This window comes from Tessaracoccus zhenghani, from assembly GCF_054552775.1.
Map to the genome: position 1 here is coordinate 1,023,521 of NZ_CM137275.1, position 22,871 is coordinate 1,046,391.

The following is a 22,871-nucleotide window of genomic DNA, read 5'->3' on the forward strand; positions in this document are numbered from 1 at the left end:
GTGGATTGATAATCTCACCATATGGACGACACATCTGGCGTTGGAGTACTCGACAAAGCGAGCCTCGTGCTGGCCGCTCTCGAGCGCAACCCCCTCACCCTCGCGGGCCTGGTCACGGCTACCGGACTGGCCCGACCGACCGCCCACCGCCTCGCGGTGGCACTGGAACATCACCGGTTCGTGGGGCGCGACCTCCAGGGCCGCTTCGTGCTGGGCCCCCGCCTGATCGAGCTCGCCGAGTCCGCCGGCGAAGACCCCCTCCTGGCCACGGCCGGTCCCATCCTGCAGCGCCTCCGCGACATCACGGGCGAATCCGTCCAGTTGTTCCGCCGCCAGGGCGACGTCCGCGTGTGCGTGGCCTCAGTGGAACGCCCCACCGGTCTGCGCGACACCGTCCCCGTCGGCGCGCAGTTGTCGATGTCCGCCGGCTCTGCCGCCCAGGTGCTGCTGGCCTGGGAAGAGCCGGACAAGCTGGACAAGCTGCTCGACGCGGCGTCGTTCACCATGGCCACGCTGCAGACCGTGCGCCGTCGTGGCTGGTCCCAGTCTGTGGCGGAGCGCGAGGCCGGCGTCGCGTCCGTCTCTGCCCCGGTGCTGGCACCGTCCGGCAAACTCATCGCGGCAGTGTCGGTCTCCGGGCCCATCGAGCGGCTGACCCGCTCCCCCGGTCGTCTCCACGCGCCTGCGGTGCTGGCGGCGGCCGAGCGCCTGAGCGAGGTTCTCCGTAGGAGCGGCGCCCCCGAATGAGACAACCAGAAACATCCCCCGGCACACCGCCGGGGGATGTTTTCTTGTCGCCTAAAGGCCGGCCAATGCCCTGAAGACCTGCTTGACGCGCGGTTCGGTCTGTACCCGGTTGGTCACCTCGGCCCACGCCCTGTAGTGGTCGGTCTGCTTGTGGGCGTCCAGCGCACCCTCATCGACGTAGGCCTCGGCGAGTGTGAACCTCGTGGGGTCGTCGTCGTGCTGGAGCACGTCGAACCGGAGGCAGCCCGGTTCCTGGAGTGATGCGGCGCTGTTGGCCACCGTCACGGCGGCGAACTCCTCCTCGGCTTCTGGATGGATGGTCACGACTACCTGGAAGACGTACATGGGCATCAACATAGCTCCCCCGGGGTGGCTCGGGAGGCCGGGACCCGGGCACCGGTAGGGTCCGGTCCGGGCTGATCCGGATACCCTCGGCGCCGCTGCCTCCCTACCCTTGAAACATGACCTACCACTATTCCGACGCCCCGGCCGCGCGGAGCGACGAACGCTCCATGGCGGTCCTCGCCCACCTCTCCGCGATCATCGCCATGGTGCTCAGCGCCGGCTGGCTGAGCTTCGCCGGGCCCCTGATCGTCTGGTTCCTCTACAAGGACCGCAGCGGCTACGTCCGCCGTGCGGCCGCCGGTTCGTTCAACTTCAACATCTGGGCCTGGCTGATGAACGCCATCGCCTGGGTCTGCCTGTTCACGGTGGTCCTGATCCCGGTGTCGATCGTACTCTGGGCGATCGCCGGCATCATGACGCTCTGGTGCCACATCCACGGAGCGGTCCGCGCCTCCGACGGCCGTCCCTACGACTACCCGGCGTCCGTCCGCATCCTCAGCTGACCGCCCGTCGCCCGGCCCTGGGCACACAAAAAAGCAGCCTGGTCAACAGATGTTGACCAGGCTGCTCGCTTGGTAGCCCCGACGGGATTCGAACCCGCGCTACCGCCTTGAGAGGGCGACGTGCTAGGCCGCTACACAACGGGGCCCCTAACGCGTGGGAGAGCTTAACACTCTCTCCTGCTGGATGGCTAATCGCCATCCGCAGGGGTACCAGGACTCGAACCTAGACTAACGGAACCAGAAACCGTCGGGCTGCCAATTACCCCATACCCCTAGTTACTCGGCTACCCGAGCACGAGAAGAAACACTACACCACCCTCAGCCAGCTCCACAAATTCAGTGCGCGCGCCGGTTCAAGGCGTGGTGGTCGCGAGATTGAGGCGCCGGGCCAGCCACCAGGCCGCGAGCCCGAAGAGCACGAACGCCAGGATGTTCCAGCCGGCCTCCGCCCACGTGATGCCCGTGGTGGCCCGCAGTTCCTCGAGCCCGATGCTGAAGAGCGCGTAGACATAGCTCAGGATGTTGTTCACGATGTGCGCCCCGATGGCGGCCTCGAGGCCCCCGGTCACCAGCACGAGCGAACCGGCCACCAGACCGAACACCAGGCGGTGCGCGAACAGCGCCGGGTTCTGCAGCCCGTGCATGAGCGCGAACAGCAGCGCTGAGCCGAGGACGCCCACCCAGGCGCGACCCGTCGCCGAGCCGATGGCCTGCAGCAGGTAGCCCCGGAAGAAGAACTCCTCAGCGGCCGCCTGTAACGGCGAAGAGAGCACGATCAGCAGCAGGAAACCCTGCCACCCCGGCTGCCCCTCGGCGAACGGGGGCAACTGCCCGAGCGCCCACTGCGCCCACACGACGGCGTTGAGGAGCACGGCGGCCACCACCAGCGTCATCAGCAGGTAGCGCCAGCGCATCCCCGGCTGGACGGAGGCGAGCCAGCGGGGTTTCACGCCGTGCACGTAGCGCATCAGCAGCAACGAGATGGGGATGAGCAGAGCGAGCGCCAACTGCCCCGCCACGGGGCCGTCGGGGAGCCGGTAACTGACCGCATCCGCCACATAGGCCGACCAGTTGCCGCCCCCGCGCACCAGGAACCCGAGGCCCAGGAAGGCCTGGTTCGCCAGCGGGATCAGCAGCGCGTAGGCCGAGAAGCCCAGCAGAATCCCGAGGGTCACGGTCATGCCCAGGAACGGGACCTTGGGCAGCACCCTCGGGTACGGCATCCCCGGCGGCGGGTCCACCGCCTCCCCGGGATGGAACAGCGCGAGCGGCGTGGGGGGCTGGCTCACGCGTCGACGACGGGGTTGCTGAGCGTGCCGAGGCCGTCGATGCTGACGTGCACCTCGTCGCCGGGCTGCATCTCACCCACTCCGGCGGGGGTGCCGGTGAGGATGAGATCACCCGGGAGCAGGGTGATGGACTGCGAGATGTAGCTCACCAGCTCAGCGATGCCGCGCACCATCTGGGAGGTGTTGCCGCTCTGGCGTACCTCCTCGCCCAGCCGGGTCTCGATGGGCAGGTGGCCTGCCTCGTCGAGGGTGAGATGCGTGTTCATCCACGGCCCCAGGGGGAGGAATGTGTCCGCACCCTTGGCGCGGGCCCACTGGCCGTCCGAAGCCTGCCAGTCACGCGCGGTGACGTCATTGGCGATGGTGTACCCGAAGATCACCTCGGGCACCCGCTCGACGGGCACCTGCTTGCAGATCCGGCCGATCACGAGGGCGAGCTCGCCCTCGAAATGCAGCGACTCCACCCCGGCGGGCCGGATGATCGATTCGTTGGGTCCGATCACCGAGGTGTTCGGCTTCAGGAACAGCAGCGGCGCCGGCGGCACCTCCCCGCCCATCTCCTTGGCGTGGTCCGCGTAGTTCTTCCCGACGCCGACCACCTTGGAGCGCGGGATGACCGGCGACAGCAGCCGCACGTCGTCGAGCTCGTGCCGCTCCCCCGTGTAGTTGACGGGGACGCCGGCGAGCGGATCTCCGGTCAGCGTGGCGATGGTGTCGGGGTGGTCACCCCCGTCGACAGCGAGTTCGATGACCCCGTAGGCGGGATCCTGTCCGGCGGTGGCGAAACGTGCGATGCGCATGAGGCACAGAGTAGTGGACCCCGGCGCGGCGCTACTCCGCGTAGGTCATGAGTCCGTAGGCCAGCGCGTCGCGCAGCGCCTCCCACGAGGCCTCGATGACGTTGGTGCCCACGCCCACCGTCGTCCATGCGTAGCCGTTGTACGCCGTGTCGATCAGGGTGCGGACGGTGGCGTCGGTGCCGTGGCCCTCGTCGAGGATGCGGACGCGGTAGTCCGTGAGCTCGAACTGGGCCACCTGCGGGAACGTCGAGTGCAGCGCCGAGCGCAATGCGTGGTCCAGGGCGTTGACCGGCCCGTTGCCCTCGCCGACGACCATGAAACGGCCGCCGTTGGCGGTGAGCTTCACGGTGGCCTCGGAGAGGTCCTCGCCGGCGCGCTCCTCGGTGAAGACGCGCCAGCTCTGTACCTGGAACGGCAGTTCGAGGATGCCGAGTTCGTCGCGCAGCAGCATCTCGAAGCTGGCGTCGGCCGACTCATAGGAGTAGCCCTCGGCCTCGCGCTTCTTGACGCGCTCCGTGACCCGCGCAGCCAGTTCGCGGTCGTTCAGGTCGAAGCCGAGCTGCTCACCCTTGATCTGGATGTTGGCGCGGCCAGCCATGTCCGAGACCAGCATGCGCATGTCGTTGCCCACCAGGCTGGGGTCGATGTGCTGATAGAGGTTCTCGTCCACCTTGATGGCCGAGGCGTGGAGACCAGCCTTGTGCGCGAACGACGACTGACCGACGTAGGGCTGGCGACCCACCAGCGGCTGATGCGCCACCAGCGCGATGGCGTGCGCGACCCGGGTGAGTTCCGCCAGGTTCTCGGCCGGCAGCACGTCCCAGCCGTACTTGAGTTGGAGGTTGGGGATGACGGCGGAGAGATCCGCGTTGCCGGTGCGCTCCCCGTAACCGTTGAACGTGCCCTGCACGTGCATCACGCCCGCCTCGACGGCAGCCATGGTGTTGGCGACGGCGCAGGCCGTGTCGTTGTGGCAGTGGATGCCCAGGTTCGCGCCGGTCGACGCGGCAGCCTTAACGGTTTCGGCCATCCAGCTGGGCAGCATGCCGCCGTTGGTGTCGCACAGGACCACGACGTCGGCGCCGGCCTCGTGGGCGGTGCGCACCACCTGGAGCGCGTACTCGGGATTGGCGCGGTAACCGTCGAAGAAGTGCTCGCAGTCGACGAAGACACGCTTGCCCTGGCTGCAGAGGTACTCGACGGTGTCGCGGACCATCTCGAGGTTCTCCTCGAGTGTGGTGCGCAGCGCACGGAAGACGTGCTCGTCATGCGACTTGGCCACGATGCAGATGTCATCAGTGCCGGCGTCGACGAGGGCCTTCGTCAGCGCGTCCTCAGAGGCGGTGGCGCCGGCCTTGCGGGTGGCACCGAAGGCGACCAGCCGGGAGCGCTGCAGGTCGAGTTCCGTGGCGGCGCGCCGGAAGAACTCCGTGTCGTTGGGGTTGGCTCCCGGCCAACCGCCCTCGATGAAGTGCACCCCCAGTTCGTCAAGGTAACCCGCGATCTTCAACTTGTCGTTGACGGACAGGTGCATGCCCTCCTGCTGCGCTCCGTCGCGCAGGGAGGTGTCGAAGACGTGGAACTCGGCGGGCTGCACCGGCACGGTCGGCATGGTCTCTCCAGTCGGTTGGGGAATCTGGGGGAACAATACGCTGTCCAGCGCCTGCCCGGACGTCTCAGCCAGTGGACGGACACCTGAGACGCGCACCGCCACCGGAGATGCCTCGCGTAGGGTTTCCGCCATGACTTCAGCCAAGATCGCCGTAATCGGCGGAGACGGTATCGGCCCCGAGGTGACCACGGAGGCGCTCAAGGCGCTGACCGCCGCGGCCGGACCGGACACTTTCGAGTTCGTCGACTACGACCTGGGCGCCGAGCGCTGGCAGCGCACCGGCGAGGTGCTGCCGGACTCCGTCCTCGAAGAACTGAAATCCGTCGATGCCATCGTGCTCGGCGCCGTTGGCGCCGCCCCCGGTTCGAAGGCCATCCCCAGCGGCCTCCTCGAGCGCGGCCTGCTGCTGAAGCTGCGCTTCGCCTTCGACCACGCCGTCAACCTCCGCCCCTCCAAGCTCTACCCGGGCGTCCCCACTCCCCTGGCCCCGCACATCGTCGAGGGCCGCACCGTCGACTTCGTCGTGGTGCGCGAAGGCACGGAGGGCCTCTACTGCGGCAACGGCGGCTCCGTCCGCACCGGCACCCCGCAGGAGCTGGCCACCGAGGTCTCCGTCAACACCGCCTACGGCGTGGAGCGGGTCGTGCGTGACGCCTACCGTCGCGCCCAGGCGCGTCGTGGCCACCTCACGCTGCTGCACAAGCACAACGTGCTGGTCAACGCCGGCAGCCTCTGGAACCGCGTCTTCACCGAGGTCGGCCGGGAGTTCCCGGACGTCGAGACGAAGTACCTGCACATCGACGCGGCGATGATCGCCATGGTCGTGGACCCCGCGCAGTTCGACGTCATCGTCACCGACAACCTCTTCGGCGACATCGTCACGGACCTCGCCGCTGCGGTCACCGGCGGCATCGGGCTGGCGGCCTCGGCCAACATCAACCCCACGGGCGAATTCCCGTCGATGTTCGAGCCCGTGCACGGCTCCGCCCCCGACATCGCCGGCAAGGGCATCGCGGACCCGACGGCGGCCATCTCGTCGATGGCGCTGCTGCTCGACCACCTGGGCAGGCCGGAACTGGCGCAGAAGATCGACGACGCCGTCACCGCAGACATCGAGGCCCGCGGCGCGGAGAAGTTCTCGACCACCGAGATCGGCGACCGGATCGCGGCAAAGCTCGCCTGACCAGGCACAACGCAGGAACCCGTGACCCCGGCACCGCCGCCGGGGTCACGCCCACCGCGGATCACACGCCGAGGACTGCCTTGGCGATCAGGAAGTAGATGACCAGGCCCGTGGCATCCACCAGCGTCGTGACCAGCGGCGCCGACACCACGGCCGGGTCGATCCCCATCTTCCGTGCCAGCAGAGGCATGGCGCCGCCGATCGTGGCCGCCCACGCACAGATGAGCACGAGCGAGATGGCCACCACCAGTGCGATGCCGGGGCCGACGAAGAAGGTGCCGACCACGAGCCCGAGGATCGCCAGCATCAGGCCCAGCAACAGGCCCACGCGCAACTCGCGCCAGGCGACAGTGGGCAGGTCGCGGAACCTCAACTCGCCGATGGCCAACGCCCGCACGGAGGCGGTCGCGGCCTGGGCCCCGGCGTTGCCGCCGGCACCGATCAGCATGGGGATGAACAACGCGAGGGCGGCCACCTGCTCCAGCGTCGCCTCGAAGGCCTGGGTCACCGAGACCGTCAGCGTCGCGGCCACCAGCAACAGCGACAGCCACAGCGCCCGGTAGCGGGCCAGCCGGAACACTCCGACAGCCATGTAGTGGCCGGCCCACGGCACCGAGCCGGACTGGAGGGCCGTGTCCTCGTTGTCAGCCTCCTCGATGACCTCGATGGCGTCGTCGAGCGACAGCATGCCTACCAGGCGACCCTCGCTGTCGACCACCAGCATGTTGTAGGCGTTGGTCTCGCGCATCAACCGCGAGGCGTCCTCAGCGCTCTCGGTGGCCGGCACGACGACGGCGTCCGGGTCCAGCAGTTCCCCCACGCGGGTCCCGGGCGCAGAAAGCACCAGCGTTCCGAGCTCCAGGACGCCCACGAGATGACGCGTCGCGTCCACTGCGGCCAGGGTGTAGACGTTCTCCGCCTGCGGCCCCTTCCGCTGCACGGTCAGGAGCGCCTCCCCCGCCGTCGCCCCGGCCGGCACTGTGAGCACCTCGGGCGTCATCACGCGTCCGACGGAGCCCTTGGGGTATCCGAGCAGGGTGGCGGTCATGGCGCGCTCAGTGGGGCTCAGACCGCCCAGGACGCGCCGCACGACCTTGGCCGGGGCCTCATTCAGCATCCGGGCGCGGTCGTCCGGGTCCATCCCCTCGACAACCTCCTGGAAGGCCTCATCACGCAGCGACTCGAGCAGCCGCTGTTGGTCGAACGGCTCGAGCTCCTCGAACACCTCGATGCCCGTGTCCTTGGGGAGCAGGCGGAACGCGATGGCCATCGGCACGTCGTCGAGCCGGGCCAGTTCACCGGCGATGACGTGGTCCGGCTGCTCGCCCAGCAACCTGGCGGCCTCAGGCAACCGCATCTCGTCGATCAGCTTCGTCAGTTCCCGGGCGTAGTCCTGGGTCGCCGTCCCATCGTCGCGCGCCATCTCACCCCTCACCCTTGGTAACCGACCGAAGTCTAGCCGGGCATCTGTCACGGGCTGTGGCGACAAACGGGTAGCGTCGAGCGTGATGACCCACAGGAAGGTTGTGACCATGACCTACATCAAGACCTATCTTCGGGACCACCACGGCGGAGCCGCCGCCGGCGTCGACGCCTTTCACCGCGTCGCGGAGGGCCACGGCGAGCAGAGCGTGCGCGACGCCGTCGCCCGCATCGCCGTCGACATCGAGGCGGCGCACGAGGAACTGCAGCAGATCATGGAGCGCTTCGGAGCGCAGCCGAACAGCGCGAAGGACTTCGTCGCGAAGATGGCCGAGAAAGCGAGCCGGCTGAAGCTGAACCGCGAGGTGGTGCGCCGCTCCCCGCTCTCAGATTTGGTCGAGCTCGAGGCGTTGCTGGACGCCGTGCACGCACAGTCCAGGATGTGGCAGATCCTGCTGCAGCTCGACGACACCCGCCTCGACCGTCGGCAGCTCACCGATCTCTTCTCCCGGGCCCGGCAAAACGAGAGCGAGCTCGAGGAGCTCTGGCTGAAGCAGGCCCCCAAGTTGCTCGAACGCGACGACCAGCCCGGGTGAGACGAAAGGCCCCCAGTGACCGGTGCGGTCACTGGGGGCCCTCTCAGGCCGGCCCTGATCAGCGGGCGGCGGTGCCTTCGGTGTAGTCGGCATCGTCCGAGGCGACCCAGCTCATGAGCTTGCGCAGCTCACGGCCGGTGGCCTCGATGGGGTGCGCCTCGCCCTTGGCGCGCAGTTCCTTGAACTCCGGCGCGCCGGCGTCCTGGTCGTCGATGAAGCGCTTGGCGAAGTTGCCGTTCTGGATGTCCGCGAGGACGCCCTTCATGTTCTCCTTGACGCGCTCGTCGATGACGCGGGGGCCCGACACGTAGTCGCCGTACTCGGCGGTGTCGGAGACGCTCCAGCGCTGCTTGGCGATGCCGCCCTCGTACATGAGGTCCACGATGAGCTTCAGCTCGTGCAGGCACTCGAAGTAGGCCACCTCAGGCTGGTAGCCGGCCTCCACCAGGGTCTCGAAGCCCGCCTGCACCAGGGCGGAGGCGCCGCCGCACAGCACGGCCTGCTCGCCGAAGAGGTCGGTCTCGGTCTCCTCGGTGAAGGTGGTCTTGATCCCGCCGGCGCGGAGGGCGCCGATGGCCTTGGCGTAGCTGAGTGCCAGGGGCCAGGCGTTGCCGGTCTCGTCCTTCTCGACGGCGATGATCGCCGGCACGCCGCGACCGTTGGCGTACTCGCGGCGCACCAGGTGCCCCGGGCCCTTGGGGGCCACCATGCACACGTCCACGCCCTCCGGCGGGGTGATGTAGCCGAAGCGGATGTTGAAGCCGTGGGCGAAGAACAGCGCGTCGCCCTTGGTCAGGTGCGGCTCGATCTCCTCCTTGTACACGGTGCGCTGGACCTGGTCAGGGGCCAGGATCATGATGAGGTCCGCCTCCTCGACGGCCTCGCCCACCGGGAGAACCCGCAGGCCTTCGGCCTCGGCCTTCGCGGCCGACGGCGAGCCGGGGCGCAGCCCCACGCGCACGTCGACGCCCGAGTCACGCAGGCTGAGCGCGTGGGCGTGGCCCTGCGAGCCGTAGCCGATGACGGCGACGTGGCGACCCTGGATGATCGACAGGTCGGCGTCGTTGTCGTAGAACATTTCTGCCATGGGTTCTCCTTTTGAGTGCTGTGTTACTTCGCTTTGTGTTCTGACATGCTCCGGGCGCCCCGGGTGAGCGCCACCTGTCCGGACTGCACCAGCTCGATGATCCCGTGCGGCGCGAGCATCTCGAGGAGGGCGGCGAGCTTCTCGTCGCTGCCCGTGGCCTCGACCGTGATCGATTCGGCCGACACGTCCACGGCCTTGCCGCGGAACAGGCTGACCACGTCGATGACCTGGCTGCGGGAGGTGACGTCCGCCCGGACCTTGACCAGCATCATCTCGCGACGCACGGCCGAGGTACCCAGCTCGAGGACCTTGCGCACCTCGATGAGCTTGTTCAGCTGCTTGACGATCTGCTCGAGGGTGGCGTCGTCCTCGACCTGCGCCACCACCGTCATCCGCGACACCTCCTCGCGCTCGGTGGGCCCGACCGCGAGTGACTGGATGTTGAACCCGCGACGCGAGAAGAGCGCAGCTATCCGGGTCAGCACGCCTGGGCGGTTGGACACCAGGATGCTCAGGGTGTGGTTCTTCACAGCACTTCCTCTTCCCACTCGGGGGCCATGTCGCGGGCCACGCGGATCTCATCGTTGCTGACACCGGCGGGCACCATCGGCCACACCATCGCGTCCTTGTGGACCACGAATTCGACGACGACCGGGCGGTCGTTGATCTCCAGCGCCTGCTGGATCGCGGCTTCCATCTCCACCTCGTTGGTGGCCCGCAGACCCACGCATCCCATCGCCTCAGCGAGCTTCGGGAAGTTGGGCAGGGAGTCCGTCGACAGGTCCGTGTTGGAATACCGGCCCTCGTAGAACAGCGACTGCCACTGGCGCACCATGCCGAGCGCGTTGTTGTTGATGATGGCGATCTTGATCGGGATGTTGTTGAGCGCGCAGGTGACGAGCTCCTGGTTGGTCATCTGGAAGCAGCCGTCCCCGTCGATGCCCCACACCGTCGTGTCCGGGTTGGCCACCTTGGCGCCCATGGCGGCGGGCACGCAGAATCCCATGGTTCCGGCTCCGCCGGAGTTGATCCAGGTGCCCGGCTTCTCGTGCGGTAGGAAGTGCGCGCACCACATCTGGTGCTGGCCCACGCCGGAGACGTAGATGGTGTCCGACGGGCTCAGTTGACCGATCCGCTGGATCACCTCCTGCGGGGACAGCCGGCCGTCGGGCGCCTCGTCCCAACGGGGCTGGTAGCGAGCCTTCATGGTGGCGAGGCGGTGACGCCAGGCGTCCGCCTCAGGGGCCGGGTACGCCTGGATGGCCTCGTTGAGCTGGACGAGCGTCTGCTTGACGTCGCCCACGATCGGGATGTCGACCGGCTTGTTCTTGCCGATCTCTGCCGGGTCCACGTCTGCGTGGATGATCTTGGCCCCCATGGCGAAGCTGTCCAGCTTGCCGGTGACGCGGTCGTCGAACCGGGTCCCCAGCGCGATGAGGAGATCGGCCTTCTGCAGCGCGCCCACGGCTGCGACGGTGCCGTGCATGCCGGGCATCCCCATGTTGAGCTCGTGCGAATCCGGCAACGCACCACGCGCCATCAACGTGGTCACCACGGGGATGCGGGTCTTCTCGACGAACTCGGCCAGTTCCTCGTGCGCCCGGGAAAGGGTGACGCCGCCACCGATGTAGAGCACGGGGCGCTTGGCCTCGGAGATCATCTTCGCCGCCGCCCGGATCTGCCGCGAATGCGGACGGATCGTCGGCTTGTAGCCGGGCAGGTCGAGCGTCTCCGGCCAGATGAACGGCGCCGAGTTGGTCAGCGCGTCCTTGGCGATGTCGACGAGCACCGGCCCCGGACGGCCCGTGGCGGCGATGTGGAAGGCCTCCTGGATCGCGCGCGGGATCCCGCCGACCTCCTTGACGAGGTAGCTGTGCTTCGTGATCGGCATCGTGATGCCGCGGATGTCAGCTTCCTGGAAGGCGTCGGTGCCGATGGAGTGGCTGTTCACCTGGCCGGTGATCGCCACCAGCGGCGTGGAGTCCATGTACGCGTTGGCGATGGGCGTGACCAGGTTGGTGGCGCCTGGGCCGGACGTCGCGATGCACACGCCCACCCGGCCGGAGCTCATGGCGTACCCCTCGGCGGCGTGGCCGCCGCCCTGCTCGTGGCGCACCAGGATGTGGCGGATCGTCGAATCGAAGAGGGGGTCGTAGAGGGGAAGAATGGCGCCGCCCGGAATGCCGAAAGCTACGTCGACACCCATCCGTTCCAGCGATTCGACGAGCGCCTGCGCCCCCGTCATGACTTGACCGTCCTTCTGCGTCATTGCCTCTCCCTTCCGTGATTGCTCGCCTGGGTCATCCCAAGAAAAAACCCCCGCCGCCCGTATCGGGCACACGAGGGAGCGCTTCGGTCTGTGGTGACGTGAAGCGCTTAGGGAATTACGACGAGCCAGCTCATGGGCATGGGTACACCTTTGCCCGTGATCGGCACCCTGTCAAGCGATCCCGGCGGGTCTTCCACAATGTAAGACGGCGACCCGGACGCATGTCCGGGCCGCCGTCTCACGGGGTCGACAAGGTCACTCGGTGACGGGGCGACCCTCGACGGTGCGGATGGTGGTCAGGGCCCAGCCGATGACGGCGAAGAGGAAGCCCAGCCCGATGACCAGTGCGGCCACGCCGTAGGACACGACGGAGGTGAACAGCGACGCGCGGAGGAAGGAACCGTTCATGGCTCTGGTTTTCTGAGCGGTGTAGGCCTCGGCTGCCTCGGTGTCACCGGCCTCCTTGGCTTCCCGGGCCAGGGCGCCGAGCTCGGCGTAGGTCTTGCCGTCGGCGCCGGCGAGGGAGTGGACGTTGATGATCTCCGCCTGCGCATACGCGGTGACCGGACCGGAGACGGTCTTGCCCGCGTAGGCGCCGCCCATGAACGTGGAGTCGCCGGGCACCGTGATGTTCTCGGCGGCGAGCTGCGAGCTGACGGTGCCCCAGGTGAGGGCGCCGGCAACAATCATGACGATGCCGGCGACGATCGAGACGATCCCGGCGATCTTGGTGGCCTTCATGTGAGGTCCCCTTCTGTATCTGTGGGGGACGCGTCGGCGTCCCGATGACAGACGTCAATCTAGTACAGCCTCTCTTGACCCCAACGGGGGGGGTGGTATTAAGACGCGCAGCGGGTGTTACCCCCTCCGGGTCACCGTCGCCCACACCGCGTCGAGGTCGGAGGCAACAGGGCCCCGCATCCCGCCGATACCGGGATTGTCCGCGTACCGCGGTAGTACGTGCACGTGGGTGTGCAGCACCTCCTGCCCGGACACCGGCCCGGCGTTGGAGAGGATGTTGCACGCATCCGCCCCGAGGCGCTCCTTCAGGAGCCTGCCCACGCGCGCCACGGCCGGTCCGATCTCGGCGAGGACCGCATCGTCGGAGAGGGCGTCGACGGTGTGGCGGCGCGGCACCACCAGCGCGTGTCCCTCCTGCCAGGGCTGAATGTCGAGGAAGGCGATCGCCGCATCGTCCTCGTAGATCATCCGCGCCGGGATCTCCCCCGCGACGATGGCGCAGAACAGGCAGTCCATGCTTCCCTCTCTCATCTCACCTCGAAGCCCGCCGCGCGCAGGCCCGCCTTGACCTCGTCGATCGTGAGCGTGGCGTAGTGGAAGACGCTGGCAGCGAGCACGGCGTCGGCGCCGGCCTCCGCCGCGGCGACGAAGTGCTCCACCGTCCCGGCCCCCCCGGAGGCGATGAGCGGCACGTCGACCACCGCCCGCACGGCCCGGATCATCTCGATGTCGAACCCGTCCGTGGTTCCGTCGGCGTCCATGGAGTTGAGGAGGATCTCCCCCACCCCCCGCCCACAGGCCTCCTTCGCCCAGGCGATGGCGTCCACGCCGGCGGAGCGCCGGCCCCCATGCGTGGTGACCCCGAAGCCCGACGGCATGCCCTCCTCGCGGCGCGCGTCCAGGGAGAGCACAAGCACCTGGTCTCCGAAGGTCCGCGAGATCTCGTCGATCACGCCCGGACGCGCCAGCGCACCGGTGTTGATGCCCACCTTGTCCGCCCCGCTGCGGAGAAGCAGATCCACGTCCGCGACCTCGCGGACCCCACCGCCCACCGTCAGAGGGATGAACACGGTCTCGGCGCACCGCGCCACCATGTCGCGGGTGGTCGCGCGCCCGTCCGACGACGCGGAGATGTCCAGGAACGTCAACTCATCGGCCCCGGCCGCCGAATAGCGCGAGGCCAACTCGACAGGGTCGCCCGCATCCCGCAGGTGCCGGAAGTTGACGCCCTTGACCACCCTGCCGTCGTGAACGTCGAGGCAGGGAATCACGCGCAGGGCTACGGCCATGCGCCTAACCTAATCCTCCGTCAGGTCGGCCGCCACCACGCCGCGGCGCATCGCGTCCGCCGCCTCGTGACACGTCCGGCGCAGATCGCCTGGGCCCGTGGCAGTGGCCAGCTGGCCGGCAAGGTCGATCACCTGGCGCACCCACCGCACGAAGTCACCCGCCGAGAGACTCGTGTGCCGGAGCACCTTCGCCAGGTCCTGTCCGCTGGCCCACCGCCACGCCGCCTCGGCGAACCCGATGTCCGGCTCGCGCCCGCGGTCGCGCTGGTGCTGGCGCTCCAACAGGCCCACCTCGCGCCAGACCGTGCGCAGCTCGGACTGGGCCCGCTCCGACGCGGCGTCCGGCATCCGCGGCGGCGCCGCGTCCCGCGTGGGCCGCGACTCGTACAGCAACGTGGACAGCACCGCGGCCAGCTGCGGGGGCGTGAGCCCGGCGAAGATGTCGCGGCGGACGCACTCGGCGGCCACCAGGTCCAGCTCGTTGTAGATCCGGCGCAGCATGCGGCCGGCATCGGTCAGCTCATCGCCGTCGAGGTAGCCCAGGTCTTCCAGCACCGCGGTCACACGGTCGAACTGCCGCGCCAACGAGTTGGCCCGTCCACTCACCTCGGCCTCCGCACGCGTCGCCTCGCGTTCGAGGCGCAGCACCCGTGCGGCCTCCACAGCGTGCAGCTCGCGCTCCGGGCAGTCGTGGCATGGATGGGCCCGAAGGTCCGCCCGGAGCTGCCTGATCTCCCGCTCCACCGCGTCGTCGCTGCGCTGCGCCCTGACGGGCACATCCGGATCCAGCGCCTCCACCTTGGCCGACATCGCCGACAGCAGCGAGCGGCGGTCCTTGCGGTCCCGCACCGAAAAGTCGCGTGGCACCCGAACCCGTCCCACGGGGCTGATCGGGCCGGTGAGGTCGTGCGGCTGCAGCTTCAGCACGGTGTGGTCCCCCGAGATGATCTGCGCCCATGGTTCGGCGTCGCGGTGGGCCTTCTGGCCCACGCGCAGCACCACCGACCACCCCTGCCCGGGCACGTGGACGATGTCGCCGGGCAGGAGGGTGGTGAGGCTCTCCGCCGCGACCTCGCTCTGCTCTACCCGGCGCGACTTGGACGAGGAGGCCTCGAGCCGAGAGATCTCGTCCCTGATGCGCGCGTAGCTCATGAAGTCGCCCAGGTGGCATTCGAGCGCGACCGCCGCGCGGTCCAGGTCCGCCTGGAGCTGCCGACCGACGCGCGCTGCCGTGACCACCGACTTGTCCGTCTGGAACTGGGCGAAGGACTGGTTGAGCAGGTCCCGCGCCCGCTCGCGTCCCAGCGTGGCCATGAGGTTGACGGCCATGTTGTAGGTGGGGGCGAAGCTGGATTTCAGCGGGTAGGTGCGGCGCGAAGCCAGGCCGGCCACCGCCCGCGGGTCCATGCCGGGCTGCCACAGGACGACGGCGTGACCCTCCACGTCGATGCCGCGACGCCCCGCGCGCCCGGTGAGCTGCGTGTACTCCCCAGGGGTGATGTCCGCGTGACTCTCGCCGTTGTACTTGACCAGCTTCTCCAGCACCACGGTCCGGGCCGGCATGTTGATGCCCAGGGCGAGGGTTTCGGTGGCGAAGACCACCTTGAGGGCCCCGGTGATGAAGGCCTCCTCGACGATGGCCTTGAACGCGGGCAGCTGGCCCGCATGGTGCGCCGCGACCCCGGCGGTGAGCGCCTCGCGGAACTCCTCGTAGCGCAGCGCCTCCAGGTCCTCGGCGCTGAGACCCGCCACGTGGCGGTCCGCGATGATTCCCAGGAGGCCGGCCTCCGCCCTGTCGGTCAGCATGATGCCGGCGTCGTAGACCTGCCGCACGGCCGCGTCGCAACCCACGCGGGAGAAGATGAAGTAGATCGCCGGAAGCAGGGACGCCCGCTCGAGCGCGATCGCCACCTCTCCGCGGCTGGTGGGGCGCCCGGCGAACTTCGGATGGGTGGCCCCCCCATACTGGCCCGATCCCTGACCCGGCACGGACTTGCCTCTGCCGCTGCGCCCCCGGGGGCGCCGGGAGTCGTCGCGCACGCGGGTGGCCTCCGACCTGCTCACCTGGAGGAGTTCGCGGTTCACCCTGGCCAGGCGCTCTGCCGGGAGCTCGGAGGCCGTCGGCGCCACACCGTCGAACAGGTCGATGAGGCGCCGCCCCACCAGGACGTGTTGGTACAGCGGGACGGGTCGGCGCTCGGAAACCACGATGGAGAACTCGCCGCGCACGGTGCGCAGCCATTCGCCGAAATCCTCGACGTTGCTCACGGTGGCCGACAACGCCACGATCTGCACCGATTCGGCCAGCCCGAGGATGACCTCCTCCCACACGGGTCCGCGGAATCGGTCCGCGAGGTAATGCACCTCGTCCATGACCACGAAACCGAGGTTGCCCAGCGTCGGGGATGCCGCGTAGATCATGTTGCGCAACACCTCGGTGGTCATCACGACGATCTGGGCGTCGCCGTTGACGGACGTGTCGCCGGTCAGCAGGCCGACCCTCTCCGGTCCGTAGCGGTCCACGAGGTCGTGGTACTTCTGATTGGAGAGCGCCTTGATGGGCGTGGTGTAGAAGCACTTGCGCGACTCGGCGATGGCCAGGTGCACGGCGAACTCACCCACCACGGTCTTGCCCGCCCCCGTCGGGGCGGCCACCAGAACCCCACGGCCCAGGGCCAGCTCGCGGCACCCGTCGAGCTGGTACTCGTCCAGGCCGAACGGGTAGAGGGCGGCGAACTCGCGCACCTCGTCGGGCAGGGCGTCAGTGCTCACCCACCCAACCTAGCAGCGTGCCGTGCGCCCTGGTCAGGCGACGATGAGGCGCAGCACCCCGGGGCGGCACTCGACGGTGGCCGGCACCTCGCCCATCTCCTCGCCGTCGCCCATGAGGAACAGCCCTGCCCCGTCCACCTCGACGGTGCGTGCCTGGAACCTCTCCACCACCGGTGAGGAGACGAAGCCGCCCGTGTAGGTGAGGGGCAGCAGCCGCAGCAGTTTCCCGCGTGACGCCTTGTGGATGATGGTGACATCCAGGAGCCCGTCCGCGGGGTCGGCGTCCGGAGAGATCTGCATGCCTCCGCCGAACACGCCGGTGTTGCAGACGGCCACCAGCATGGCCTCCACCTCGCGGGGAGTGCCGTCGATCACCAGCCGGTACCTGAGCGGCGAGAAGTGCGCCAACTCGCGCAGGGCGATGTAGCCGTAGCTGAGTGGCCCGAACCGGAGGTGGATGTCGTTGGTGGCGCGGTTGACCCGGGCGTCGTAGCCGCTGGAGACGACCGCACCGACGTACCGGGAACCAGCGGAATTGGTGAGCAGGGACAGGTCCATCGTGCGCGTGGTGCCGTGCACCAGAGCCTCGGTGGCCTCCTTGATCGAGCCGGGAACGCCGGCGCCCCGGGCGAAGTCGTTGCCGGTGCCGGCGGGGATGACCGCGAGCGTCGCATCGGTTTCGGCGCAGGCGTTGAGACCCAGATGGGCCATGCCGTCGCCACCCATGACCGCCACCACGTCGCCGGGACGGGCCTGCAGGGCGAGCGAACGCGTCAGGTCCCGGGCCTGCTCGTAGGACGTGGAGGTGACGATGTGCAGGTCTGCGCCGGTGAGGCCGTCGCGCAACTGGCGGGCGACGCCGGGAAGGGCACGGCCGGCACGACCGCCGCCGGAGGCTTCGTTGCACACGACGCTGACGAGGCGGCGTTTGGCAACCTCACCGGTCACTTGCCGTCTTCCAGGTCGATCGCGTATTCGGCGACCGTTTCCTCGGTGATGCCCTTGCGCTTGTCTGAAATCCGGCAGATCAGCTCCGCGATCAGGAACATGCCGGACACCGGCAGCGCCAGCGACAGCATCGAGAAGGGATCTGTGGTGGGCGTGGCCACGGCCGCGAGCACGACGCTGCCGAACATCACGAACTTGCGGGCTCTCTTGAGCTGGTAGCCCCGCACGACGTTGGCCATGTTCAGCGCCACGACGACCACGGGCAGCAGGAAGCTCAGGCCGAAGACCAGAATGATCTGGATCTCCATCTTGAGGAACTCCGCCATGTCCTGCATGTTGGTGATGCCCATGTCCTGTGGCGTGAAGCTCAACAGCACCTCAATGCCCTTGGGCCAGATGTAGTAACCGAGTGCGCACCCGCCGAGGAACAGCGGAGTGGCAGCGGCGATGAACCCGATCGCGTACTTCTTCTCCTTGGCCACCAGGCCGGGGGCTATGAAGGCCCACAGCTGGTAGACCCAGATGGGGGTGGACAGGATGATGCCGGCCACCACGCACAGCACCACGGCGAAGGTGAAGGAACTGGTCACGCCGTTGTTGACCACCATGAGGCTGGCTCCGGGCCGGGCCTCTTCGAGGGCGGTGCGGGCCCGGTTCCAGGGCGCCATGATCAGCAGTACCAGCTGCTTGTAGAAGATGATCGAGAAGGAACCGGCGAGGACGATCGCGATGGCGGCAATGGTGACCCGGTAGCGGAGTTCCCGCAGGTGGTCCCAGATCGACATCGTCCCGCCGGGGCCACCCTTCGGTGGCCGCAGCCAGGCGAACCGGCCCTCGGTGGCTGGCTCAGCAGTTGCGGCCGACATGATCAGCTTTCGCGCGGCTTCCGGTCGTGATCGATCTCAGGCTGGACGATCTCGGCGTCGACGACCTCGTCGTGACGCGTTGCACCACCCTCGCCCTCGACACCCTTGACCTCTTCCTTGAATTCGCGGATGGAGCGTCCCATGCCCTTACCGACACCGGCAAGACGCGAGCCGCCGAAAAGCAGCAGCGCGACAACGAGAATGATCACCCATTCCCAGCCGCCCATGAACAACAAAGTAGGCATTGGTCCCTTTCTTAGGCGACGGGAGGCGTCACCTGTTCTGCCCTCACAGTCTAGTCGCGCTGTGCAGGGGTTCTCTCAAGCTGACCGAGCAGCGTGCGCAGTTCGGCGCGCCGCTCGTTCAACACGGTGATCTCGGCCTTGACGTCTGCGGCCTTGTGGCCCAGCGACACGGCGTGGATGACCAGCGCCACCACACCTGCAAGGGCGAGCGCGCCGACAACAACAACCCAGATCACGGGCGAAATGCTACCGGACGACCTCGGGATATCCAGCAAGGGCCCTGCCTGCCTTCACCTTGGCTGCCTGGGCGACCCTATCGTCGGACACGTCCAGCACCGCGCCGCCGAGGCGCAGGATGAGCGAAACGGCCCAGTCGTGCGACGCGACGGGGAACGTGACGGCCACCCTGTCGCCCAGGTCCTCGACGCCCACGGTCGGGAAGTACTCCGCGATCCAGCGCGCCGAGGGCTCCACCGTCAGCGTGAGCCGGTCCGGCACGTCGTCGAACCAGCCGTCCGGGGGTGCCCCGTGGTCGCCGGCCACCTCGTCGAGCACCTCGACGGCGACGACCCGGTCCAGCCGGTAGCTGCGCCAGGCCTGGCGTGACCTGCTCCACGCGTCGAGATAGGTGTAGCCGTCCACCAGGTTCAGCCTGGCGGGCTCGACCACGGCAGTGGTGGTCCCCTGCCTGCCGGTGGTGCGGTACTCCAGTTGCACTGCGCGTCGCTGTTCGACGGCCCGGCTCAGCGCCGCGCGCCGCTGCGGATCGGTCGACTCCACCGCCACGCTGACGTGGGCGTCGGCCTCCCCCACGGCCGCCTCCAGCTTCTTCAGCGCGCTCGCGGCCGCGTCGGACCTGCCCGCGACGTCGACGACGAGCCGCAGTGCGGCCAGCAGGCCCGCGGCTTCCGCCGGGCGCAACCGCAGCGGCCGGGCCAGGACGTCGGCGTTGCGGAAGTCGATGTGTCCCTCCTCGCGCACCACGTCGATGTCGACGTCGAAGAGGTCGTCGAAGTACCCGCCCGGCAGGCCGCAGAACTGCAGCACCTCGAGGTCCCTGATCACCTGGCGTGGCGTCACGCCGAACTCCTCAGCCACCTTCGCCACCTCGATACCGGGGTGGGAGGACAGGTACGGCACCAACCGCAGGAGCCGCGCAAGCTGTTCCTCGGACCTCACGATGCCACCGCCCGCAGTCGCTCGATCACCGCGGCGCGGAGCTCCGGCGGGTCGAGGAGGATCATGTCTGGGCCCGCCGCGGCCACCTCGCCGACGATCGCGTCATCGGTGGAGAGGCTGACCCGGTAGGCGGTGAAGCCCTCGGGGACTCCCGCGTGGGCCACGGCCTCCGGGTGGGGGAATTCGTGCGGGGCGCCTTCGCGCACTGCGACGACGGCGGTGCTGGCGCCGGGCGGCGCGAGCCGTTGGGAGCGCTCCCCCACATCATCAGGGACGGTGTAGGCACCCGCCTTGCCGTGGGCCAGGGCCTCGCCGGTGAAGCGCGACAATTTGAAGAAGCGGTCCGCCTGACGGTCCGGATCGAACCCGAACACGTACCAGTGGCCGCGGCGCTGCAGCATCTTCCAGGGCTGCAGCCGACGCTCCTCCCCGGCATAGCCGAACGTCACCTCGACGCGACGCAGGATGGCGTCGTAGAGCACGTCGAAGCTCGGCTCTGCCACGGCCAGGAGCGGGCGCATCCGGGGCACCAGGGTGGGGTCCGGTGCCGCGCCGCCGGCACGCAGCGCCTCGAAGGCCTGGGCCGTGTGGTCCGCCGCCACCGTGTCCTGCCAGACCTGACCGGCGAGGCCGAGCGCGGAGAGTTCCTCGGGCGTGAAATCCAGCGGCGGGAGTTCGAACTCTGACCGGTTGATCCGGTACCCCTCCTCGTCGTCGAAGAACGGATCGTTGGAGCCGGTTTCGATCAGCACCCCGATGTTGCGCAGTTCTTCCTTGTCACGCTCGAACTGGCGTTCAAAGGCGCTGTCGCTCGCGGAGAGCCGATAGCCCTCGACCGTCTCACGTAGTTCCTGTTTCGTCAGGAACCGACGGGTGCTGAGCAGCGCTATGAGCAGGTTGACAAGCCGCTCCGATTTCCTCGCTGACATGCGGCTCAGGGTACCGGGTGCGGAGGCGGCATCATGGACCCCATGCCACATATCGACCGATACGCGCCGAGCCCCACCTCGGACCTCCACCTGGGGAACCTGCGCACCGCCCTGGCCGGGTGGCTTCTCGCCCGTTCTGCGGGCGGCCGGTGGCTGATGCGCGTCGAGGACCTGGATGCCGAGCGGGTGCGGGCCGCCGACGCCGCGGAGGCGCGGAACCTGGCAGACCTGCTGGCCCTGGGGTTGGAGTGGGACGGCGAGGTGGTGCGCCAGTCCGAGCGGCTGGGCCTGTACCGCGACGCCGTGCGCAGCCTCCCCACCTACGAGTGTTTCTGCAGCCGCCGGGAGATCGCGGAGGCCGCCTCCGCACCACACGACGGGTACCGGGCCTACCCCGGCACCTGCCGGCGGTTGACGGCCTCGGAACGAGCCGAGCGCCGCGCCACCCGGAGGCCCGCCCTGCGGGCGGATTCCGGGGGCGCCACGTTCACCGTCGAGGATGTGCACGCAGGGCGGGTGGAGGGCGTCGTCGACGACTTCGTGCTGGTGCGCGGTGACGGCGCCTTCGCCTACAACCTGGCGGTGGTGGTCGACGACATCGGGATGGGCGTCACCCACATCACCAGGGGCGACGACCTCCTCAGCTCGGCGCCGCGACAGGCGTGGCTCACCCGGCAACTCGGCGGCACCCCGGCCACGTACGCGCACATCGGGCTGGTGGTCAACGAGGAGGGGCAACGGCTCGCCAAACGCGACGGTGCGGTCACCCTCGCCGACCTCGCCCCGCTCCCACCTGCCGACGTCCTGGCGCAGCTCAGCAGTTCGCTCGGACTGGGCCCGTGCCGGACAACAGAAGAAGCGCTGGCCGCCATGCCGGGCGATCAGCGCTTCTTCTCGGGTGCCGTGTGGCGGTCCTCCGACCGGGCGTTGGTGCCCGGAGAGGTCCTTGCGGACTAGTTCTGCACGTCCAGGATGTCGATCACGTAGACCAGCGTCTGGCCGGCCTCGAGCGGCGGGGTGGCCTCCGGCAGACCGTCGGGGAACGCCAGCGCGGGCGGCACGACGAGCAGCACGCGGGAGCCGGCCGTCTTGCCGACCAGGCCCTGCTTCCAGCCCTCGATGAGGCTGGAGAGCTTGCCCGACTGCGGCGCCCAGGCGTCCTGCCAGATGGTGCCGTCGGCATAGTTGAACGCGCGGTACTGGACCTGGACGGTCGACTCTGCGGTGATGGCGGCACCCGGGCCCGTGATCAGCGGCTGGGCGCGCAGCTCTGTGGGAGCCGCAACTCCGGCCGGGACGACGATCTCGGGCTTGCCGTCCTTCATCGTGACGGTGGGCATGCCCTCGGCCGGGGGAACCTCTTCGCCCACGGCCTCGGAGAAGTTCGACGAGATGATGTCGACGAGGAAGACCAACGACGTGCCTGCTTCGATGCCGGCGCCGGGGTTGCCCTCGCCGTAGCCGTCCTCGGGAACCATGCCGATCAGCACGCGGGAGCCGACCTTCTGGCCGGAGAGCCCCTTCTGGAACCCGGGCACGACCTGCTCGAGCGAGAAGGTGGCGGGCTCGCCGCGCTCGTAGGAGCTGTCGAACACCTCACCGGTGGTGCCGTTGACGCCCATGTAGTTGATGGTGACCACCGACGTGTCGGTGAGCGCCTGCGCGCTCTCACCCTCCTTCAGCACGTCCGCCTGGGTCTTCTCGATGCCCCACGGGGCGGGGATCTTGACCTCCGGAACGTCGCCGTCGACGACCTCGACGGCGCTCAGGTCCGCGGAGGGGGTGATGGTGGGCTGGGGACTCTCTTCGGCGCTCGGTGATGCCTCGACGCTCGGCGACGCCTCCGCACTCGGCTCAGCGGAGACCGACGCCGAGGGCGACACCTCCGGCTCGGTGGTGGGGTCGGCGGAGCCACAGGCGGACAGGGTGATCAGCGAGGCGATACCGACGGCGGCCAGCATGCGACGCAGCGTTTTGGCGGAGAAAGTCACGGGGGAATCGTAGCCGACCCCGACAAGACCGCTGAAACCACGGTGAAGCCTGGGCGTA

At 68.8% G+C, this 22,871-nt stretch carries 24 protein-coding genes and 2 tRNA genes; 5 read left to right on the forward strand and 21 right to left on the reverse strand.

Annotated elements, in window-relative coordinates; translation table 11 throughout:
• Positions 1-21 precede the first annotated feature (21 nt).
• The gene (locus tag ACX1DX_RS04960) at positions 22-747 is read left to right on the forward strand and encodes an IclR family transcriptional regulator (RefSeq protein WP_459397830.1); all 726 of its coding nucleotides are present in this window, start codon (positions 22-24) and stop codon (positions 745-747) included.
• 51 nt (positions 748-798) lie between these two features.
• Here ACX1DX_RS04960 and ACX1DX_RS04965 read toward each other — a convergent pair whose 3' ends face one another.
• On the reverse strand, positions 799-1,092 hold the full coding sequence (locus ACX1DX_RS04965) for an antibiotic biosynthesis monooxygenase (RefSeq protein WP_076058464.1): 294 nt from the start codon (positions 1,090-1,092) through the stop codon (positions 799-801).
• 116 nt (positions 1,093-1,208) lie between these two features.
• Here ACX1DX_RS04965 and ACX1DX_RS04970 point away from each other — a divergent pair, with 116 nt between their 5' ends.
• Entirely contained in the window at positions 1,209-1,595 is a 387-nt protein-coding gene (locus tag ACX1DX_RS04970) for a DUF4870 domain-containing protein (protein WP_182763541.1), read from the forward strand.
• Positions 1,596-1,665: 70 nt separating this feature from the next.
• Here ACX1DX_RS04970 and ACX1DX_RS04975 read toward each other — a convergent pair.
• From ACX1DX_RS04975 to cimA, 5 genes are all read right to left on the reverse strand, one after another.
• A tRNA-Glu gene (locus ACX1DX_RS04975) sits at positions 1,666-1,741 on the reverse strand.
• Between the two features lie 56 nt (positions 1,742-1,797).
• A tRNA-Gln gene (locus ACX1DX_RS04980) sits at positions 1,798-1,869 on the reverse strand.
• 79 nt (positions 1,870-1,948) lie between these two features.
• The gene (locus tag ACX1DX_RS04985) at positions 1,949-2,884 is read right to left on the reverse strand and encodes a CPBP family intramembrane glutamic endopeptidase (protein ID WP_143570838.1); all 936 of its coding nucleotides are present in this window, start codon (positions 2,882-2,884) and stop codon (positions 1,949-1,951) included.
• Entirely contained in the window at positions 2,881-3,684 is an 804-nt protein-coding gene (locus ACX1DX_RS04990) for a fumarylacetoacetate hydrolase family protein (RefSeq protein ID WP_076058458.1), read from the reverse strand. The genes ACX1DX_RS04985 and ACX1DX_RS04990 overlap by 4 nt, the downstream gene beginning before the upstream one ends.
• A 31-nt stretch (positions 3,685-3,715) precedes the next feature.
• Positions 3,716-5,296, reverse strand: coding sequence for a citramalate synthase (gene cimA / locus ACX1DX_RS04995; protein ID WP_459397831.1), 1,581 nt, complete (start codon positions 5,294-5,296; stop codon positions 3,716-3,718).
• Between the two features lie 130 nt (positions 5,297-5,426).
• Here cimA and ACX1DX_RS05000 point away from each other — a divergent pair, with 130 nt between their 5' ends.
• Complete coding sequence (locus tag ACX1DX_RS05000; protein ID WP_076058454.1) at positions 5,427-6,479, forward strand: 3-isopropylmalate dehydrogenase; 1,053 nt, start codon at positions 5,427-5,429, stop codon at positions 6,477-6,479.
• Between the two features lie 61 nt (positions 6,480-6,540).
• Here the strand turns inward: ACX1DX_RS05000 and mgtE are convergent, their stop codons facing one another.
• On the reverse strand, positions 6,541-7,902 hold the full coding sequence (gene mgtE / locus ACX1DX_RS05005; protein ID WP_459397832.1) for a magnesium transporter: 1,362 nt from the start codon (positions 7,900-7,902) through the stop codon (positions 6,541-6,543).
• Between the two features lie 109 nt (positions 7,903-8,011).
• On the opposite strand from mgtE, the gene ACX1DX_RS05010 reads away from it, so the two are divergent.
• Positions 8,012-8,497, forward strand: coding sequence for a hypothetical protein (locus tag ACX1DX_RS05010; RefSeq protein WP_198928172.1), 486 nt, complete (start codon positions 8,012-8,014; stop codon positions 8,495-8,497).
• A gap of 58 nt (positions 8,498-8,555) precedes the next feature.
• Here the strand turns inward: ACX1DX_RS05010 and ilvC are convergent, their stop codons facing one another.
• From ilvC to ACX1DX_RS05075, 13 genes are all read right to left on the reverse strand, one after another.
• On the reverse strand, positions 8,556-9,584 hold the full coding sequence (ilvC, locus tag ACX1DX_RS05015) for a ketol-acid reductoisomerase (RefSeq protein WP_459397833.1): 1,029 nt from the start codon (positions 9,582-9,584) through the stop codon (positions 8,556-8,558).
• 23 nt (positions 9,585-9,607) lie between these two features.
• On the reverse strand, positions 9,608-10,114 hold the full coding sequence (gene ilvN / locus ACX1DX_RS05020; RefSeq protein ID WP_459019432.1) for an acetolactate synthase small subunit: 507 nt from the start codon (positions 10,112-10,114) through the stop codon (positions 9,608-9,610).
• Entirely contained in the window at positions 10,111-11,853 is a 1,743-nt protein-coding gene (locus ACX1DX_RS05025; protein WP_459397834.1) for an acetolactate synthase large subunit, read from the reverse strand. Before ACX1DX_RS05025 ends, ilvN begins: the two co-directional genes overlap by 4 nt.
• A 255-nt stretch (positions 11,854-12,108) precedes the next feature.
• Positions 12,109-12,594 (reverse strand): aromatic ring-opening dioxygenase LigA, encoded by a 486-nt coding sequence (locus ACX1DX_RS05030; RefSeq protein ID WP_458993661.1) that lies wholly within the window; start codon positions 12,592-12,594, stop codon positions 12,109-12,111.
• 117 nt (positions 12,595-12,711) lie between these two features.
• Positions 12,712-13,125 carry an HIT family protein gene (locus ACX1DX_RS05035; protein WP_459019430.1) on the reverse strand — a complete coding sequence of 138 codons (414 nt, stop codon included), beginning with the start codon at positions 13,123-13,125 and terminating at the stop codon, positions 12,712-12,714.
• Positions 13,122-13,883, reverse strand: a complete 762-nt coding sequence (hisF, locus tag ACX1DX_RS05040) for an imidazole glycerol phosphate synthase subunit HisF (protein ID WP_459397835.1) — start codon at positions 13,881-13,883, stop codon at positions 13,122-13,124. The genes ACX1DX_RS05035 and hisF overlap by 4 nt, the downstream gene beginning before the upstream one ends.
• A 9-nt stretch (positions 13,884-13,892) precedes the next feature.
• Positions 13,893-16,640, reverse strand: coding sequence for a DEAD/DEAH box helicase (locus ACX1DX_RS05045; protein ID WP_459398179.1), 2,748 nt, complete (start codon positions 16,638-16,640; stop codon positions 13,893-13,895).
• Between the two features lie 48 nt (positions 16,641-16,688).
• On the reverse strand, positions 16,689-17,603 hold the full coding sequence (locus ACX1DX_RS05050; RefSeq protein ID WP_459397836.1) for a diacylglycerol/lipid kinase family protein: 915 nt from the start codon (positions 17,601-17,603) through the stop codon (positions 16,689-16,691).
• The gene (tatC, locus tag ACX1DX_RS05055; protein WP_459397837.1) at positions 17,600-18,469 is read right to left on the reverse strand and encodes a twin-arginine translocase subunit TatC; all 870 of its coding nucleotides are present in this window, start codon (positions 18,467-18,469) and stop codon (positions 17,600-17,602) included. Before tatC ends, ACX1DX_RS05050 begins: the two co-directional genes overlap by 4 nt.
• A gap of 2 nt (positions 18,470-18,471) precedes the next feature.
• Entirely contained in the window at positions 18,472-18,696 is a 225-nt protein-coding gene (locus tag ACX1DX_RS05060) for a twin-arginine translocase TatA/TatE family subunit (RefSeq protein ID WP_255362881.1), read from the reverse strand.
• Positions 18,697-18,764: 68 nt separating this feature from the next.
• On the reverse strand, positions 18,765-18,950 hold the full coding sequence (locus ACX1DX_RS05065; protein ID WP_076058440.1) for a hypothetical protein: 186 nt from the start codon (positions 18,948-18,950) through the stop codon (positions 18,765-18,767).
• A 10-nt stretch (positions 18,951-18,960) separates the two neighbouring features.
• Entirely contained in the window at positions 18,961-19,893 is a 933-nt protein-coding gene (locus ACX1DX_RS05070) for a helix-turn-helix transcriptional regulator (protein ID WP_459397838.1), read from the reverse strand.
• Positions 19,890-20,822: a helix-turn-helix transcriptional regulator gene (locus tag ACX1DX_RS05075; protein ID WP_459397839.1), complete on the reverse strand. Its 933-nt coding sequence runs from the start codon at positions 20,820-20,822 to the stop codon at positions 19,890-19,892. Before ACX1DX_RS05075 ends, ACX1DX_RS05070 begins: the two co-directional genes overlap by 4 nt.
• 42 nt (positions 20,823-20,864) lie before the next feature.
• Between ACX1DX_RS05075 and gluQRS the strand changes: the two genes are divergently transcribed.
• The gene (gluQRS, locus tag ACX1DX_RS05080) at positions 20,865-21,779 is read left to right on the forward strand and encodes a tRNA glutamyl-Q(34) synthetase GluQRS (RefSeq protein WP_459397840.1); all 915 of its coding nucleotides are present in this window, start codon (positions 20,865-20,867) and stop codon (positions 21,777-21,779) included.
• Here gluQRS and ACX1DX_RS05085 read toward each other — a convergent pair.
• A complete protein-coding gene (locus ACX1DX_RS05085) occupies positions 21,776-22,813 on the reverse strand; it encodes an FKBP-type peptidyl-prolyl cis-trans isomerase (protein WP_459397841.1) in 1,038 nt (345 codons plus the stop codon). The two genes, gluQRS and ACX1DX_RS05085, sit on opposite strands and share 4 nt — an antisense overlap.
• Positions 22,814-22,871: the final 58 nt, after the last annotated feature.